General features: G+C 70.9%; 15 protein-coding genes. 9 read left to right on the top strand and 6 right to left on the bottom strand.

From position 1 onward, the window contains the following. Positions 1 to 75 precede the first annotated feature (75 nt). Entirely contained in the window at positions 76 to 1,449 is a 1,374-nt protein-coding gene (glmU, locus tag WQ53_RS10885) for a bifunctional UDP-N-acetylglucosamine diphosphorylase/glucosamine-1-phosphate N-acetyltransferase GlmU (RefSeq protein WP_052632296.1), read from the bottom strand. 189 nt (positions 1,450 to 1,638) lie between these two features. On the opposite strand from glmU, the gene WQ53_RS10880 reads away from it, so the two are divergent. Next, on the top strand, positions 1,639 to 2,022 hold the full coding sequence (locus WQ53_RS10880; RefSeq protein ID WP_052632293.1) for a GtrA family protein: 384 nt from the start codon (positions 1,639 to 1,641) through the stop codon (positions 2,020 to 2,022). Between the two features lie 169 nt (positions 2,023 to 2,191). On the opposite strand, the gene WQ53_RS10875 is transcribed toward WQ53_RS10880, so the two are convergent. The 4 genes from WQ53_RS10875 to WQ53_RS10860 all read right to left on the bottom strand — a co-directional run bounded on the left by WQ53_RS10875 (position 2,192) and on the right by WQ53_RS10860 (position 5,890). Continuing rightward, a complete protein-coding gene (locus WQ53_RS10875; RefSeq protein WP_052632290.1) occupies positions 2,192 to 2,770 on the bottom strand; it encodes an anthranilate synthase component II in 579 nt (192 codons plus the stop codon). A gap of 10 nt (positions 2,771 to 2,780) precedes the next feature. Further along, positions 2,781 to 4,253: an anthranilate synthase component I gene (trpE, locus tag WQ53_RS10870; RefSeq protein ID WP_052632286.1), complete on the bottom strand. Its 1,473-nt coding sequence runs from the start codon at positions 4,251 to 4,253 to the stop codon at positions 2,781 to 2,783. A 588-nt stretch (positions 4,254 to 4,841) separates the two neighbouring features. Further along, positions 4,842 to 5,516 carry a ribulose-phosphate 3-epimerase gene (rpe, locus tag WQ53_RS10865; RefSeq protein WP_052632283.1) on the bottom strand — a complete coding sequence of 225 codons (675 nt, stop codon included), beginning with the start codon at positions 5,514 to 5,516 and terminating at the stop codon, positions 4,842 to 4,844. A 41-nt stretch (positions 5,517 to 5,557) separates the two neighbouring features. Continuing rightward, entirely contained in the window at positions 5,558 to 5,890 is a 333-nt protein-coding gene (locus WQ53_RS10860; RefSeq protein WP_052632280.1) for a J domain-containing protein, read from the bottom strand. 139 nt (positions 5,891 to 6,029) lie between these two features. Between WQ53_RS10860 and WQ53_RS10855 the strand changes: the two genes are divergently transcribed. Continuing rightward, entirely contained in the window at positions 6,030 to 6,983 is a 954-nt protein-coding gene (locus WQ53_RS10855; protein WP_052632277.1) for a phosphoribosylaminoimidazolesuccinocarboxamide synthase, read from the top strand. A 312-nt stretch (positions 6,984 to 7,295) separates the two neighbouring features. Then, a complete protein-coding gene (locus WQ53_RS10850; RefSeq protein ID WP_052632274.1) occupies positions 7,296 to 7,778 on the top strand; it encodes a DUF962 domain-containing protein in 483 nt (160 codons plus the stop codon). Between the two features lie 252 nt (positions 7,779 to 8,030). Here the strand turns inward: WQ53_RS10850 and WQ53_RS10845 are convergent, their stop codons facing one another. Beyond that, positions 8,031 to 8,924 (bottom strand): NAD-dependent epimerase/dehydratase family protein, encoded by an 894-nt coding sequence (locus tag WQ53_RS10845; RefSeq protein ID WP_052632271.1) that lies wholly within the window; start codon positions 8,922 to 8,924, stop codon positions 8,031 to 8,033. 550 nt (positions 8,925 to 9,474) lie between these two features. On the opposite strand from WQ53_RS10845, the gene WQ53_RS10840 reads away from it, so the two are divergent. The 6 genes from WQ53_RS10840 to WQ53_RS10815 are packed head-to-tail and all read left to right on the top strand — an operon-like array spanning position 9,475 to position 15,501. Next, entirely contained in the window at positions 9,475 to 12,306 is a 2,832-nt protein-coding gene (locus WQ53_RS10840) for a monovalent cation/H+ antiporter subunit A (protein ID WP_052632268.1), read from the top strand. Between the two features lie 28 nt (positions 12,307 to 12,334). Continuing rightward, positions 12,335 to 12,781: a Na+/H+ antiporter subunit C gene (locus WQ53_RS10835; RefSeq protein WP_052634049.1), complete on the top strand. Its 447-nt coding sequence runs from the start codon at positions 12,335 to 12,337 to the stop codon at positions 12,779 to 12,781. Beyond that, positions 12,778 to 14,343 carry a monovalent cation/H+ antiporter subunit D gene (locus tag WQ53_RS10830; RefSeq protein ID WP_052632265.1) on the top strand — a complete coding sequence of 522 codons (1,566 nt, stop codon included), beginning with the start codon at positions 12,778 to 12,780 and terminating at the stop codon, positions 14,341 to 14,343. The genes WQ53_RS10835 and WQ53_RS10830 overlap by 4 nt, the downstream gene beginning before the upstream one ends. 2 nt (positions 14,344 to 14,345) lie before the next feature. Next, positions 14,346 to 14,858, top strand: a complete 513-nt coding sequence (locus tag WQ53_RS10825) for a Na+/H+ antiporter subunit E (protein WP_052632262.1) — start codon at positions 14,346 to 14,348, stop codon at positions 14,856 to 14,858. Positions 14,859 to 14,896: 38 nt separating this feature from the next. Further along, positions 14,897 to 15,139: a K+/H+ antiporter subunit F gene (locus WQ53_RS10820; protein ID WP_236685953.1), complete on the top strand. Its 243-nt coding sequence runs from the start codon at positions 14,897 to 14,899 to the stop codon at positions 15,137 to 15,139. Further along, entirely contained in the window at positions 15,136 to 15,501 is a 366-nt protein-coding gene (locus WQ53_RS10815) for a Na+/H+ antiporter subunit G (RefSeq protein WP_052632256.1), read from the top strand. Before WQ53_RS10820 ends, WQ53_RS10815 begins: the two co-directional genes overlap by 4 nt. Positions 15,502 to 15,521: the final 20 nt, after the last annotated feature.

Genomic DNA, 15,521 nt, shown 5'->3' with positions numbered 1-15,521 from the left:
GCACAGGCGACGCCCTCATGATTCCGACGCCTGTGTCGCCGACTGAAGTCGGCTCCTACAGGAACCCGGCCGCGGTCAGGCCTTGGGCTTCTTCTGCGGCCGCTTCCAGCCTTCGACCGTGGCCTGGCGCACCCGCGACACGGTGAGCGTGTCGGCCGGCGCGTTGCGGGTGATGACCGAACCGGCGCCGATGGTGGCGTTGGCGCCGATCTCCACCGGCGCCACCAGCGAGGAGTTGGAGCCGATGAAGGCGCCATCGCCGATCGTGGTGGTCGACTTGTTCACCCCGTCGTAGTTGCAGGTGATGGTGCCGGCGCCGACGTTGACTCCCGCGCCCACCTGCGCATCGCCCAGATAGGTCAGGTGGTTGGCCTTGCTGCCCACGCCAAGCACCGCCTTCTTGGTCTCGACGAAGTTGCCGATGTGCACGCCGTCGGCCAGCACCGTGCCCGGGCGCAGGCGCGCATACGGACCGATCTGCACCGCGCCCTCGGCGACCACGCCGTCCAGGTCGCAGTGCGCCCGCACCTCGGTGCCGGCGCCCAGGCGCACGTCCTTCAGCCGCGTGAACGGGCCGATGCGCACGCCGTCGCCCAGTTCCACCTCGCCCTCCAGCACCACGTTGGCGTCGATCTCCACGTCGCGGCCCACGCGCACGCTGCCGCGCTGGTCGAAGCGCGACGGATCGAGCAGGCGCGCGCCCTGCACGCACAGCGCATGCGCGCAGCGCAGCTGGAAGGCGCGCTCGAGCTGGGCCAGCTGCCACGGATCGTTGGCGCCCTCGGCCTCCAGCGGATCATCCACCGCCACCATCTCGGCCGGGTTGTACTCGGCCGCGGCCATGGCGAAGACGTCGGTCAGGTAGTACTCGCCCTGGCTGTTGTCGCTGGACAGGCGCGCCAGCCAGCGCTTCAGCGAATCGGATTCGGCGGCGATGATGCCGGTGTTGACGGTGCGGATGTGCCGCTGTTCCTCGTCGGCGTCGCGGTGCTCGACGATCGCCGCCACGCGACCCTGCGAGTCGCGCACGATCCGGCCGTAGCCGGCCGGGTCCTCCGGCTCGGACACCAGCACGCGCAGCAGGCCCGGCGCGTCGACGAGCTGGCGCAGCGTGGCGGGCGAGGTCAGCGGCACGTCGCCGTACAGCACCAGCACGTCGACCGTCTCTGGGATGGCGGGCATCGCCTGCTGCACCGCATGGCCGGTGCCGAGCTGCTGCGCCTGCTCGACCCAGCGCAGGTCCTCCTGCCCGGCGAAGGCCGCGCGCACCGCCTCGCCGCCGTGGCCGTAGACCACGTGGATGCCGGCCGGTACCAGCGTTCGCGCGGTGTCGATCACGTGCGCCAGCATCGGCCGGCCGCCGATCGGCTGCAGTACCTTCGGCAGCGCCGATTTCATCCGCTTGCCCTCGCCGGCGGCGAGGATCACCACGTGCAATGCCTGGGTCATGGACGGCCCGATCCTGGAAAACACGCCGATTCTACGCCGGGCCCCGTGGCCTCTTGTAGGAGCCGGGTTCAGCCGGCGACACGATGCCGTCGGCACAGGCGACTCCCCCATGGTTCCGACGCCCGTGTCGCCGGCTGAACCCGGCTCCTACAATGGGGGCCGTACCCACGTCCGCCAGCGACCTGCCAGATGCCACTCCTCCGCCAGGGCAGCCACTACATCGCATTCGGCGTGCTCCAGCTGCTGCTGGACTGGGCGCTATTCGTGGGTCTCACCGCGCTGGGCATGTCCGCCACGCCGGCCAACCTGGCCAGCCGCACCAGCGCGGCCCTGCTCGGCTTCTGGCTCAACGGCCGCTACACCTTCGCCGACGGCCAGGGCGGCCGACTGGGCTGGCGCCGCTTCGTCCGCTTCTGGCTGCTGTGGCTGGTGATGACCGCGGTCAGCACGGTGCTGGTGGCCACGGTGGAGGTGCACCTGGGCCTGGCATGGGCCTGGCTGGCCAAGCCGGTCGTCGAGGGCGGACTGGCGGTGGTCAACTTCTTCCTGCTGCGGCACGTGGTGTACCGCTGACGGCCGGCTGTATCCACGGCAAGACGGCGCGCCGACGTGGCTCGGCGCTCCTTGCAGGAGCCGGGTTCAGCCGGCGACACGACGCCGTTGGCACAGGCGACGGCCTCGTGGTTCCGACGCCCGGGTCGCCGACTGAAGTCGGCTCCTACAGGAACCATCCGGAACCCGTTCAGCGCTCGAGGAAATTCTTCAGCAGCGCGTGTCCGTGCTCGGTCAGGATCGACTCCGGGTGGAACTGCACGCCCTCGACCGGATGCTCGCGGTGGCGCAGGCCCATGATCTCCTCGAACGAACCGTCCGCGTTCTCGGTCCAGGCGGTGATCTCCAGCCCGTCCGGCAGCGAGCCGCGCTCGACCACCAGCGAGTGGTAGCGGGTCGCCTCGTAGCCATCGGGCAGGCCGGCGAACACGCCGCGACCCTCGTGGCGGATCCGCGAGGTCTTGCCGTGCATGATGTTGCCGGCGCGCACCACCCTGCCGCCGTAGGCCTGGCCGATGCTCTGGTGGCCCAGGCACACCCCCAGCACCGGCGTGTGCGGACCCAGCTCGCGGATCACCTCCAGCGATACGCCTGCCTCGTTCGGCGTGCACGGACCGGGCGAGATGACGATCCGCTCCGGCGCCAGCGCCCGGACCTGCTCCACCGTCAGCGCATCGTTGCGCACCACCTGCACCTCCGCGCCCAGCGTCTGCAGGTACTGGACGAGGTTGAAGGTGAAGCTGTCGTAGTTGTCGATCATCAGCAGCATGGCATCCCCCTCACAGCCCCTTCGCCGCCTGCGCCACCGCGCGGAACAGCGCGCGGCCCTTGTTCATGGTCTCGTCCCACTCCTTCTGCGGGTCGGAGTCGTAGACGATGCCGGCGCCGGCCTGCACGTGCAGGCGGCCGTCCTTGATCACAGCGGTGCGTATGGCGATGGCGGTGTCGGCGTCGCCGTGCCAGCCGATGTAGCCGATGCTGCCGGCGTAGACATTGCGCTTGATCGGTTCGAGCTCGCGGATCACCTCCAGCGCGCGGATCTTCGGCGCGCCGCTGACCGTGCCGGCCGGGAAGGTGGCGCGCAGCACGTCGGCATAGCTCAGTCCGGGCAGCAGCTTGCCGGTGACCTCGCTGACGATGTGCATGACGTGGCTGTAGCGCTCGATCACGAAGCGCTCGCCGACCTCGACGCTGCCGGCCTCCGAGACTCGGCCGACATCGTTGCGGCCCAGGTCGATCAGCATCAGGTGCTCGGCGCGCTCCTTCGGGTCGGCCAGCAGGTCCTGCTCCAGCGCCAGGTCCTCGGCCGGGGTGGCACCGCGCGGGCGGGTGCCGGCGATCGGGCGCACGGTGACCTCCTCGCCCTGCTGCCGCACCAGGATCTCCGGCGAGGAGCCGACCACCTGGGTCTCGCCGGTGTCGAGGAAGTACATGTACGGCGACGGGTTGAGCGCGCGCAGCGCGCGGTACACGTCCACCGGCCGTGCGTTGAACGGCACGCTCAGGCGCTGGCTCAGCACCACCTGGAACACGTCGCCGGCGCGGATGTACTCCTTGGACTTCTCCACCGCCTCGATGAAGCCCTCGCGGGTGAAGCCGGAGACGAAATGGCTCTCGTCGAGCACGTCGCGGCTCAGTGGCGCCGGGTAGCTGCCGGGCCGGCGCAGCTTGTCGACCAGCGCGTCCAGCCGCTGCTGCGCCGCGTCCCAGGAGCCGGGCTCGCGCGGATCCGCGTGCACGATCAGGTACAGCCGGCCCTTGAGGTTGTCGAATACGGCCAGCTCTTCGGACAGCATCAGGTAGATGTCCGGCGTGCCCAGCTCGTCGCGCTTGTCGCCACCGGCCAGGCGCGGCTCGATGTAGCCGATGCACTCGAAGCCGAACCAGCCCACCAGGCCGCCGGTGAAGCCCGGCAGCCCCTCCAGCTTCGGCACCGAGCACGACGCGCGCAGCGCCTCGACCTCGGCAAAGGGATCGGCGACTTCGCGCTGCTCGACCACCCGGCCGTGCTCGCGCACTTCCATCGCATGGCCGCGGAAGGCGATCGTGCGCCCGGCTGGCAAGCCGATGATCGAGTAGCGGCCGAAACGCTCGCCGCCCTCGACCGACTCGAGCAGGTAGGTGTGCGGGGCGTCGGCCAGCTTCAGGTAGACCGACAGCGGCGTGTCCAGGTCGGACAGCACCTCGCGGACGACCGGGATGCGGGTGTGGCCTTCAGCAGCGTGGCGCTGGAACTGTTCGGGCGTGACCAAGGCGGGCTTCCTTCCGGCGGATCGGGGCATGGCAAGGGACGACGGCGTTGAGCCGCCATCGCCGGCACCGGCGCGCGGAAGCAAGGGTGAGCCTGATCGTCTGGCCGAACATGGCCGCCACTTTAACCGGATTGGCGGCGGCCGCGCAGCCGGCGGTTGCCGGCGAAACGGGCGCGGGAACGCAGGTACGGCTCGAGGGAATCGGCGCACATGGGCCGATCTGCCCAACAATTCCGTCGTCCCGGCGAACGCCGGGACCCAGTGCCTTGGAACGGCCAGCGACGTAACCGGAGGCGCAAAGTCGCTGGGTCCCGGCGTTCGCCGGGACGATGGTGTCGGGATGGGGGCGACGGCAACGGATGTCCGGTCCGATGGCAGGTGCATGCAGTGGCGTGAACCGCAGGCCGGTCCCGCGTCATCGCGCTGTCACTCCCGTGCGGCAGCATCGAAGGCCATAGCAGGGAAGACGGGCGGAGGCGGGATTGCCTCCTGGTGGCAGGGGCCGGCGGCGCGTGGAGGCGTCGCCGGCCGGCAGGTCCGCGGCGACCGGACCCGCGGCGATTCCCGGATCGGCCTCGACCGCGCGGGTCAGCCCCGCACCGCGTCCACCGCCGCCTTCATCCTGCCGATCACCGACGCGTAGTCGGGGGCGTTGAAGATCGCCGAACCGGCAACGAAGGTGTCCGCCCCCGCCGCGGCGATCTCGCCGATGTTGTCGGCCTTGACCCCGCCGTCGATCTCCAGCCGGATCGGCTTGCCGGTCTTGTCGATCATCGCCCGCACCGCGCGCAGCTTGTCCAGCGTCGCGGGGATGAAGGCCTGGCCGCCGAAGCCCGGGTTGACCGACATCAGCAGCACCAGGTCCAGGTCCTCCAGCACCCAGTCCAGCACTTCCACCGGCGTGGCCGGGTTGAGCACCAGCCCGGCCTGGCAGCCATGTGACCTGATCAGCTGCACGGTGCGGTGGACGTGGCGGCTGGCCTCGGGGTGGAAGCTGATGACGGTGGCGCCGGCCTCGGCGAAGTCCGGCACGATCCGGTCGACCGGTTCGACCATCAGGTGCACGTCGATCGGCGCGGTGACGCCGTGCTTGCGCAGCGCCTGGCAGACCATCGGGCCGATGGTCAGGTTGGGCACGTAGTGGTTGTCCATCACGTCGAAGTGGACCCAGTCGGCGCCGGCGGCCAGCACGTTGTCGACTTCCTCGCCCAGCCGGGCGAAGTCGGCCGAGAGGATGGACGGGGCAATGACGGTGGGCTGCATGGTCGGCTCGCGGGAATGAAGGACGGTGGCGCCACCCGGGTCTAGCGGCGCAGGGTACGGATGCGGTCGTAGGCGGCGTTGATCGCTCGGGCGCGCTTCTCGGCCTGGGCGCGCAACTCGGGCGCGGCCCCGGCCATCTTGTCCGGGTGGTACTGGGACATCAGACGACGGTAGGCCTGGTCGATCTCCGCGTCGCTGGCGTCGGCGGTCACGCCCAGCTCGGCGTAGGGATCTTCGCGCCGGCGCAGGCGGAACCAGTCGCTGTCGAAGGCATGGCCGATCAGCAGCCCGATCAACGCGCCGACCAGCGGATTGGGGCGGAACAGCAGCGCGCCGGCGATCAGGCCCAGCAGTTTTCCGTACCAGCGGTTCATTCGGCAGGCGGCGCCAAGCGTGCGGAGCGCCAATTCTACGGCACAGCCGGCCCGGCTCGCCGTACACTGTGCGGCCGGCCGCCGTGCCCCCTTGCCGGCGCGGCCCCGGGACGTTCCTTGCCCTGCCCCGGAGACTGCGTTGTCCACGACCCTGCTCCAGTCCGACCTGCCCGGCCTGCCGCTGCGCCACCGCGGCAAGGTGCGCGACGTGTTCGACCTGCCGCGCGAGACGATCCCCGCCGATGCGCTGGCCGCCGCCGGCCAGGACGGCGCCTCGCCCGACGGCTACCTGTTGATGGTCGCCACTGACCGCCTGTCCGCGTTCGACGTGGTCCTGCCCGACCCGATCCCCGGCAAGGGCGAGATGCTGTGCCAGATCTCCAACTTCTGGTTCGGCAAGACCGCGCACCTGATGCCCAACCACCTCACCGGGATCGATGTTGCCGCGGTGCTGCCGCCAGGCGTGGACCCGGCGCTGTATACCCGGCGCGCGGTGGTGACCAGGAAGCTCAAGCCGGTGCCGGTGGAGGCGATCGCCCGCGGCTACCTGATCGGCAGCGGCTGGAAGGACTACCAGCGCACCGGCCAGGTCAGCGGCATCGCATTGCCAGACGGCCTGCGCCAGGCCGAGCAGCTGCCCGAGCCGATCTTCACCCCCTCGACCAAGGCCGCGGTCGGCGACCACGACGAGAACATCGACTTCGACGCGATGGTGCGTACGGTCGGCGGCGAGCTGGCCGAGCGCGTGCGCGACGCGACCCTGCGCCTGTACCGCTACGCCGCCGCCTACGCGGCGGAGCGCGGGATCCTGCTGGCCGACACCAAGTTCGAGTTCGGCACCGACGCCGACGGTCGCCTGTACATCATGGACGAGATGCTGACCCCGGACTCCTCGCGCTACTGGCCGGCCGACGAGTACCAGGTCGGCAGCAGCCCGCCGAGCTACGACAAGCAGATCGTGCGCGACTACCTGGAAACGCTGGACTGGGACAAGACCCCGCCGGGTCCGTCGCTGCCGCCCGAGGTGATCGAGCGCACCCGTGCGCGCTACGCCGAGGCGCTGCAGAAGCTGGCCGGGATCGCGGTCGACTGAGCGGCGGTCGTCGCCTGCGCTGAGGGCATGGCGCCCTCCGGCCACCTGCACGCCGCTGCTTTCTGTAGGAGCCGGGTTCAGCCGGCGACACGACGCCCTCGGCACAGGCGACGCCCTCGGGATTCCGACGCCCGTGTCGCCGGCTGAACCCGGCTCCTACAAGGAAGCGGGAAACCGGCGTGCGGGAGATCGCGGCGCTGCGTCTTTGCACGCACCCGGGACAGGCCGCGTCCGCTCCACGCCATTGCGCCGTCCGGCGCACAAGCCATCGGCCGCAGGGTTATGCTCCCTCCCATTCCTGGGAGGGAAACGATGAACGCGACCATGCCGATGCGGCCGATCGACCGCTACTTCGCCAGCTACTCCGACGACCACCGCAACGAGCTCAACCAGCGCATCCACGTGGTCGCGGTGCCGGCGATCCTGTGGTCGGTGGTGGCGCTGGTCTGGTGCATCCCCTCGCCGGGCCCGTGGGCGAAGACCGGGATCTGGGCCGCGCTGGCGATGTTCTTCGCCTGGATGTTCTATTACCGGCTCTCGCGCCCGCTCGGGCTGGGCATGCTGGCGGTGCTCTTCTTCTGCGGCTGCCTGTGCCGGCTGATCGAAATACGCTTCGGCCTGCCCACCTTGCTGTGGTCGGCGCTGGCCGTGTTCGTGGTGGCTTGGATCGCGCAGTTCATCGGCCACAAGTACGAGGGCCGCAAGCCCAGCTTCCTCACCGACCTGGTGTACTTGCTGATCGGCCCGGCATGGGTGCTGTCCAAGCTGTACCGGAGGCTGGGCTGGAAGTATTGAGCGGCCGGTGGCCACCCGCGCGCACTTAAATTCCGTCGTTCCCGCGTAGGCGGGAGCCCAGTGACTTCGCCTTTGCTGCCAATCAACCCTCTACAAGCATCAAGTCGCTGGGTTCCCGCCTACGCGGGAACGACGGAGATGACCCGGTGACGACAATCCCCATGGCAAAAAACCCGGCGGCGCGGCGCTGGCGACACTGTCGGCGCGACGCCCGCATGATTCCAATATCCATGTAGCAACCAAGCCTGGTCGCTACAGTCCGTGCTCCGCGGTGTCCGGTGGCGGGGAAAACATCTCGGCCGACGGGTGGAACGGCCGCGGCGCATAGTCCAGGTCGCGCCGCGCGGCGGAATCGTCGAAGGCCAGGTCCTGGCGCATCCGCGCCAGCACCGCCGCGCCCGCGTCGTGCACGCCCAGGCGCCGAGCCGCGCCCGCGGCGAGCGAGAACAGCGCGCCGGGCAGCAGCAGCAGCCGCGCCGGCGGCCGCAGCGCGGCCAGGACCCGCGCCACCATCTCCCGGTACGCCAGGGTCTCGCCGCCCGGCAGGTCGTAGGAGTGGAATCCGCCGTCCTCCCGCGCCAGCGCGGCCAGCGCCGCCGCGGCCAGGTCGCCCACGTGCACCGGCTGGCGCAGGCCGCATGCATCGCGTGGCAGCACGAAGTACCCGTGGCGGCGCGCCAGCGCCGCGATCCGGCTCAGGTTGCGGTCGCTGCCCGCGCCGTACACCAGCGTCGGCCGCAGCAGCGTCGCCGCCACGCCACGCGCGGCGGCGGCATCGGCCAGCCGGGCCTCGGCATCGTGCAGCCGCGCGGCCAGCTCGCGCTCGGCCGGATCGGGCGATGTGCCCTTTACGTGCACGCTGGTCGAGCCGAACGCGACCACGCGCGCGGCGCCGGTCGGCGACCGTGCGTACCAGTGCGAGAACAGGTCCAGCGGTCCGCAGCTGAGGATCGCGTCGAAGTCCCCGGCCGCACCGACCGCGTCCGGCAGCGCGCCCGTCCGCCACTCCACGCCGGGCGACGGCGGCTGCGCGTGCCGCGACAACGCCACTACCCGCCCCCCCTGCCGCACCAGCCGCGCCAGGACGCAGCGGCCGATCTGGCCGCTGGCGCCGAACAGCAGGACGCGTGGCGCCTGGGCGCTCATGGCGTGGCGTGGTAGGCGGCGCGGGCTCGCATCGGCCCATTGTAGGAGCCGGGTTCAGCCGGCGACACGGGCGTCGGAACCACGAGGACGTCGCCTGTGCCGACGGCGTCGCGTCGCCGGCTGAACCCGTCTCCTACAACAGCCGCGGCGCGCCCGCTCTCCTGTAGGAGCTGACTTCAGTCGGCGACACGAGCGTCGGAACCACGAGGGCGTCGCCTGCGCCGACACCGTCGCGTCGCCGGCTGAACCCGGCTCCTACAACAGCACCGGCGCGGCCGCTCTTCTGTAGGAGCTGACTTCAGTCGGCGACACGAGCGTCGGGACCACGAGGGCGTCGCCTGCGCCGACGGCGTCGCGTCGCGGGCAAGCCCAGCTCCTACGGGTGGCACCGACGTCGGGAAAGCGCGACAGTCGCCCATGTCCCGAGGGTGCGCCGCCGGTGGGCCGGCCCGCAGGAAACCGCCGACCGGGCGGTGCGACCTGCCCGGCGCCGGCGGGCCGGCTGTTACACTCGAACCCGTTTCGCGTCGATCGACCCCCGCCTCCCCGGATGATCCCCTTTCTGGAAATCCTGCTCGCCCTGCCGTTCCTGGCGGCCTTGGCGATGGTATTCATGCGCAAGCGATCGCGCGGGCAGGTGGCATGGGTGGCCGCGGCGGCGCCGCTGCTGGGCCTGTTGCTGCTGGCCTGGATGACGCCGGCGGTGCTGCAGGGCTGGGTGCCGCGCGCCGACCACGCCTGGATCCCGCAGATCGGCCTGGACCTCACCCTGCGCCTGGACGGCCTGGCCTGGATGTTCGCCGGCATGGTCCTGGCCATCGGCGCGCTGGTGGTGATGTACGCGCACTACTATCTGGCCGACGAGGACAGCGCGCCGCGCTTCTTCGGCTGCCTGCTGCTGTTCATGGGCTCGATGCTGGGCGTGGTGGTCGCCGGCAACCTGCTGCTGCTGATGGTGTTCTGGGAGCTGACCAGCATCAGCTCGTTCCTGCTGATCGGCTTCTGGTACCGGCAGCAGGACGCGCGCGAAGGCGCGCGCATGGCCCTGGCGATCACCGGTGGCGGCGGCCTGGCACTGCTTGGCGGCGTGCTGCTGATCGGGCGCATCGTCGGCAGCTACGACCTGGACACCGTGCTGGCCTCGGGCGACCTGATCCGCGCCAGCGAGCTGTACCCCTGGGTGCTGGGCCTGGTCCTGGCCGGCGTGTTCACCAAGAGCGCGCAGTTCCCGCTGCACTTCTGGCTGCCGCACGCGATGGCCGCGCCCACGCCGGTGTCGGCCTACCTGCACTCGGCCACGATGGTGAAGGCCGGCGTGTTCCTGCTGGCGCGGCTGCACCCGGCGCTGGCCGGCACCGAGCTGTTCTTCTACGTGGTCACCAGCGTCGGCGCGATCACCCTGCTGCTCGGTGCCTGGTACGCGATCTTCCAGCACGACCTCAAGGGCCTGCTGGCCTACTCCACGATCTCGCACCTGGGCCTGATCACGGTGCTGTTTGGCCTGTCCACGCCGATGGCGGTGGTCGCCGGCGTGTTCCACATCCTCAACCACGCCACCTTCAAGGCCTCGCTGTTCATGGCCGCCGGCATCATCGACCACGAGACCGGCACCCGCGACATGCGCCGCCTGGGCAACCTGCGCCGCTGGATGCCCGTCACCAGCACCCTGGCGATCATCGCCTCGCTGGCGATGGCCGGCATCCCGCTGCTCAACGGCTTCCTGTCCAAGGAGATGTTCTTCGCCGAGGCGCTGGAGATCGAGGGTCACAGGACGATGGGCAACCTGGTCGCGGTCGCGGCGCTGCTGTACGGCATGTTCGGCGTGGCCTACAGCCTGCGCTTCGTCCATGAGACCTTCCTCGGCGAAGGCCCGCGCAGGCTGGACCGCGAGCCGCACGAGCCGCCGCGCTGGATGCGGATCCCGGTGGCGGTGCTGGTGCTGCTGTGCGTGGCGGTGGGCGTGGTCCCGGCCTGGACGGTGGCCCCGGTGCTGCACGCCGGCGCGGCGGCGATCCTCGGCGACGACATGCCCGCCTACAGCCTGGCGGTGTGGCACGGCATCAACCGGCCGCTGCTGATGAGCCTGGCCGGCATCGTCGGCGGCATCGTCCTGTACCTCGGGTTGCGCCGCCTGCTCAACCTGCACGCGGCCGTGCGCCGCTCGCTCGGCCGCCACCTGTTCCGCTGGAACATGGAGGCGCTGTACGGCCTGGCCGAGCGCTTCACCCTCAAGATCGCCAACGGCAGCCTGCAGCGCAGCCTGGTCTGGCTGGTAGTGGCGGCGCTGCTGGCCGGTGCCGCGCCGTTCCTGTCCGGCGCCCATCCGCCGCTGCAACTGGGCGCATCGCAGCCGATGCCGCTGCTGGGCTGGCTGCTGTGGCTGGTGCTGGTCGCCTGCGCGCTCTACACCATCCGCCTGTACCGGCAGCGCCTGCTGGCGTTGATCGTGCTCGGCGGCGCCGGGCTGATGGTCAGCATGACCTTCGTGTTCCTGTCCGCGCCGGACCTGGCGCTGACCCAGTTGCTGGTGGAGATGGTCAGCCTGGCGCTGCTGCTGCTGGGCCTGCACTACCTGCCGCCGCGCTCGCCGCCCGAGCGCGCGCCGCGGCGGCGCGCGCGCGACGTCGCCGTCGCCCTGGCCGCGGGCCTGGGCATCGGCCTGCTGGCGTACGCGATGATGACCCGCCCGGCCGCCGATCCGGCCAGCCTGGAGATGCTGGCGCGCTCGCTGCCCGAGGCCTACGGTCGCAACGTGGTCAACGTCATCCTGGTCGACTTCCGCGGCTTCGACACCTTCGGCGAGATCACCGTGTTCGGCATCGCCGCGCTGATCGTGCACGCGCTGCTGCGCCGCGCCAGGATGGCACCGGAGAAGGTGATGTCGGGGCCACCGATCAAGCTGCCGGTACCGGCCGACCTGGCCCAGCTGATGCTGCCGCTGACCCTGACGGTGTCGGTATTCCTGTTCCTGCGCGGCCACAACGCCCCCGGCGGTGGTTTCATCGCCGGCCTGGTGCTGGCGGTGCCGCTGCTGATCCAGTACGTGATCCAGGGCGCGACCTCGGTCGAGTCGCGCTTCGGCTTCGACTATGTCCGCTGCATTGGCGTGGGCCTGATCGTGGCCGGCGTCAGCGGCGCGGCCTCGATCCTGTTCGGGGTCGAGTTCCTGACCAGCGGCCACGTGGACCTGGAGCTGCCGCTGGTCGGCGAGCTGCCGCTGGCCAGCGCGATCGGCTTCGACACCGGCGTGTACCTGGTGGTGTTCGGCGGCGCGATGCTGATCCTGTCGATGATGGGCACGATCAAGCCCTCGCGCACCCGCGTGGCGCACCTGGGCGTGATCGAGCCGGGCGATCGTTCGACCCGGACCGGGGAACTGTGATGGGGACGCGCCGCATGGAGGTGTGCTGATGGAACTGGCGATGGCGAGCGCGATCGGCATCCTCACCGCCGCGGGCGTGTACCTGCTGCTGCGCGCGCGCAGCTTCGACGTGATCCTGGGCCTGACCCTGCTCTCGTACGCGACCAACCTGCTGATCTTCGCCGGCGGCCGGCTGGTGGCCGGCAAGCCGCCGGTGCTGCGCGACGGCGTGGCCGCCGACCTGGCCAACTACACCGATCCGCTGCCGCAGGCACTGGTGCTGACCGCGATCGTGATCGCCTTCGCCATGACCGCGGTCAGCATCGTGGTCGCCATCCGCAGCCGCGCCGACAACGACAGCGACCACGTCGACGGCCGCCGCGCCGAGCGCGAGTTCCTGCGCGCCGAGCGACGCCGGCACGAGGAGGCGCGCGAGGAGGCGCGGGCCGCGGCGCAGGCCGAGGCCGAGGCCGAGCGGACCGGAGACCGCCCATGAGCCATCTGCCGGTCCTGCCGATCCTGATCCCGCTGTTCGCCGCGGCGCTGGCCCTGTTCTTCGAGAACCGGCGCTTCGGCATGGCCCCGCAGCGGGTGGTGGCCTGGACCTCGATGGCAGCGATGCTGGGAGTCTCGGTCGCGCTCGCGGTGGAGGCGTCCAGCGGCCGCATCCCGGTCTACCTGGTCGGCGACTGGCCGGCGCGGCTGGGCATCGCGCTGATGGTGGACCGGCTGGCGGCGCTGATGCTGCTGGTCGGCCAGCTGCTCGGTGCGGCCACCCTGCTCCACGCCTGCGCCGGCTGGGACCGGCGCGCGCCGCACTTCCACGCGTTGTTCCAGTTCCAGATGATGGGCCTGAACGGCGCGTTCCTCACCGGCGACGTGTTCAACCTGTTCGTGTTCTTCGAAGTGCTGCTGATCGCCTCGTACGGGCTGATGCTCAGCGGCGGCCGCGGCGAGCGCATCCGCGCCGGCATGCACTACGTGGTCTTCAACATCGCCGCCTCCACCCTGTTCCTGATCGCGCTGGGCCTGCTCTACGGCCTGCTGGGCACGCTCAACATGGCCGAGATGGCGGTGCGGGTGGCGCAGGCGCCGCCGCAGGACCTGGCGCTGATCCAGTCCGCGGCCGGCCTGCTGCTGGTGGTGTTCTGCGCCAAGGCCGCGCTGCTCCCGCTGTACTTCTGGCTGCCCGAGACCTACACCCACGCGCCGGCGGCGGTGGCCGGCCTGTTCGCGGTGATGACCAAGGTCGGCCTGTACGCGGTGCTGCGGGTGGCCACGCTGAGCTTCGGCGCGGCCGGCGCGCTGGACGGCTTCGCCTGGCCGGCGCTGCTGGCACTGGGCGGCGCCAGCCTGTTGCTGGCCTCGCTGGGCGTGTTGGCCGCGCAGCGGCTGCGTTCGCTGGCCGCCTACCTGGTACTGGGCTCGGCGGCGACGCTGTTCATCGCCTTCGCCCTGGCCACGACCGGCACGATCGCCGCGGGACTGTACTACCTGGTCCACAGCACCTTCGCCGGCGCCGCGCTGTTCCTGCTGGCCGACCTGATCCGGCGCCGCCGCGGCAGCGCCGGCGACCGCAAGGACCTGGTCGCCGCACTGCCCCGGCGGCTGGTACCGGGCGTGCTGTTCCTGGTGGCGGCGGTGTCGCTGGCCGGGTTGCCGCCGCTGTCGGGCTTCATCGGCAAGCTGCTGCTGCTCGAGGCGGTGCCGGCCGGCAGCCGCACGCTGTGGGTATGGGCGCTGGTGCTGGGCAGCAGCTTCCTGATGCTGGTCGGCCTGGCGCGCGCAGGCACGCGGCTGTTCTGGCGCGTGGAACCCTGGCCCGACGCCTCGCCGGAACGGCTGGCCGAATACACGCCCGTGGACGCGATGAAGGCCGCGCCGAGCCGGCCGCTGGAGACCGCCGCCACCGTCCTGCTGCTGGGCTACGGCATCGTCATGGTGGTGGCCGCCGCGCCGCTGCTGGACTACACCCGCGCCGCCGCCGCGCAGCTGCAGTCGCCCGGCGACTACGTGCAGCAGGTGCGCGCGGCCACGCCGCACCTGAGGGAGCCCTGAGCATGAACCGGAAACACGTGCCCGCCTGGCGCCGGCGCTGGCTGCCCTCGCTGCCGCTGGCGGCGACCGTGTTCTGCTTCTGGCTGCTGATGAACGACCAGGTCACCACCGGCCACGTGCTCATGGCGCTGGTGCTGGCGCTGCTGATCCCCACCTTCGCCGCGCGCCTGGACCGCGAGTTCGCGCGCATCGGCAGCCTGCGCGGGGCGCCGCGGATGCTGGGCATCCTGCTGCTGGACATCGTGCGCTCCAACATCACCGTGGCCCTGCAGGTGCTGGGCCCGGAGGAGGAGATCACCCCGGGCTTCATCTGGGTGCCGCTGGACATCGCCAACATCCACGGCATCGCCGCGCTGACCAGCATCATCACCCTGACCCCGGGCACGGTGTCCTCGGCGCTGTCGGACGACCGCCGCTACCTGCTGGTGCACGTGCTCAACCTCAAGGACGCCGACGAGGTGATCCGCGAGATCAAGACCCGCTACGAAGCCCCGCTGATGGAGATCTTCCCGTGACCCCGCAATCGCTGGTCGCCGTGGCCATCGTCGGCTCCATGCACCTGGTCGGCCTGGCCATGCTGCTGGCGCTGTACCGGCTGCTGAAGGGCCCGGCGGTGCCCGACCGCATCCTCGCCCTGGACACCCTGTTCGTGGCCGCCATCGCCCAGCTGATCCTGTTCGGCATGCACCTGGGCACGGCGGTGTATTTCGAGGCGGCGCTGGTCATCGCCATGCTCGGCTTCGTCGGCACCGTGGTGCTGAGCAAGTACGTGCTGCGCCGGGACATCGTCGAATGAGCTGGGTATACGCCATCGCCCTGGTGCTGCTGCTGGCGGCCGGCTGCTTCTTCATCCTGGTCGGCTCGCTCGGCCTGGTGAAGCTGTCGGAGTTCTTCAAGCGCCTGCACGCGCCGACCAAGGCCAGTACCCTGGGCGTGGGCTGCGTGCTGGCGGCCTCGGTCGGCTACCACATGCTCGCCGGCAGCGACCCACAGCCGCGCGAACTGCTGATCACCGCCTTCCTGTTCATCACCGCGCCGATCAGCGCGCACCTGATGGCCAAGGCGGCGTTGTCGCTGCACATGGCCGAGCGACCACCGCAACCGGCCGACGACGAGGGCAGCGGCGAACCGCGCATCAGCGGCACCCAGCACGAGTGAGCGCGGCCGGCGAGGACGGG

Source organism: Pseudoxanthomonas suwonensis (assembly GCF_000972865.1).
Classification (GTDB): Bacteria; Pseudomonadota; Gammaproteobacteria; order Xanthomonadales; family Xanthomonadaceae; genus Pseudoxanthomonas; species Pseudoxanthomonas suwonensis_B.
The sequence above is the reverse complement of the archived record's forward strand: the minus strand, read 5'-3'. Positions and strand labels throughout refer to the sequence as shown.

What these genes read in the sequence shown, in the direction of transcription:
- glmU (WP_052632296.1), bottom strand. Translation starts at nt 1,449, where the DNA reads ATGACCCAGGCATTGCACGTGGTGATCCTCGCCGCCGGCGAGGGCAAG.
- WQ53_RS10880 (WP_052632293.1), top strand. Translation starts at nt 1,639, where the DNA reads ATGCCACTCCTCCGCCAGGGCAGCCACTACATCGCATTCGGCGTGCTC.
- WQ53_RS10875 (WP_052632290.1), bottom strand. Translation starts at nt 2,770, where the DNA reads ATGCTGCTGATGATCGACAACTACGACAGCTTCACCTTCAACCTCGTC.
- rpe (WP_052632283.1), bottom strand. Translation starts at nt 5,516, where the DNA reads ATGCAGCCCACCGTCATTGCCCCGTCCATCCTCTCGGCCGACTTCGCC.
- WQ53_RS10860 (WP_052632280.1), bottom strand. Translation starts at nt 5,890, where the DNA reads ATGAACCGCTGGTACGGAAAACTGCTGGGCCTGATCGCCGGCGCGCTG.
- WQ53_RS10850 (WP_052632274.1), top strand. Translation starts at nt 7,296, where the DNA reads ATGAACGCGACCATGCCGATGCGGCCGATCGACCGCTACTTCGCCAGC.
- WQ53_RS10845 (WP_052632271.1), bottom strand. Translation starts at nt 8,924, where the DNA reads ATGAGCGCCCAGGCGCCACGCGTCCTGCTGTTCGGCGCCAGCGGCCAG.
- WQ53_RS10840 (WP_052632268.1), top strand. Translation starts at nt 9,475, where the DNA reads ATGATCCCCTTTCTGGAAATCCTGCTCGCCCTGCCGTTCCTGGCGGCC.
- WQ53_RS10835 (WP_052634049.1), top strand. Translation starts at nt 12,335, where the DNA reads ATGGAACTGGCGATGGCGAGCGCGATCGGCATCCTCACCGCCGCGGGC.
- WQ53_RS10830 (WP_052632265.1), top strand. Translation starts at nt 12,778, where the DNA reads ATGAGCCATCTGCCGGTCCTGCCGATCCTGATCCCGCTGTTCGCCGCG.
- WQ53_RS10825 (WP_052632262.1), top strand. Translation starts at nt 14,346, where the DNA reads ATGAACCGGAAACACGTGCCCGCCTGGCGCCGGCGCTGGCTGCCCTCG.
- WQ53_RS10820 (WP_236685953.1), top strand. Translation starts at nt 14,897, where the DNA reads ATGCACCTGGTCGGCCTGGCCATGCTGCTGGCGCTGTACCGGCTGCTG.
- WQ53_RS10815 (WP_052632256.1), top strand. Translation starts at nt 15,136, where the DNA reads ATGAGCTGGGTATACGCCATCGCCCTGGTGCTGCTGCTGGCGGCCGGC.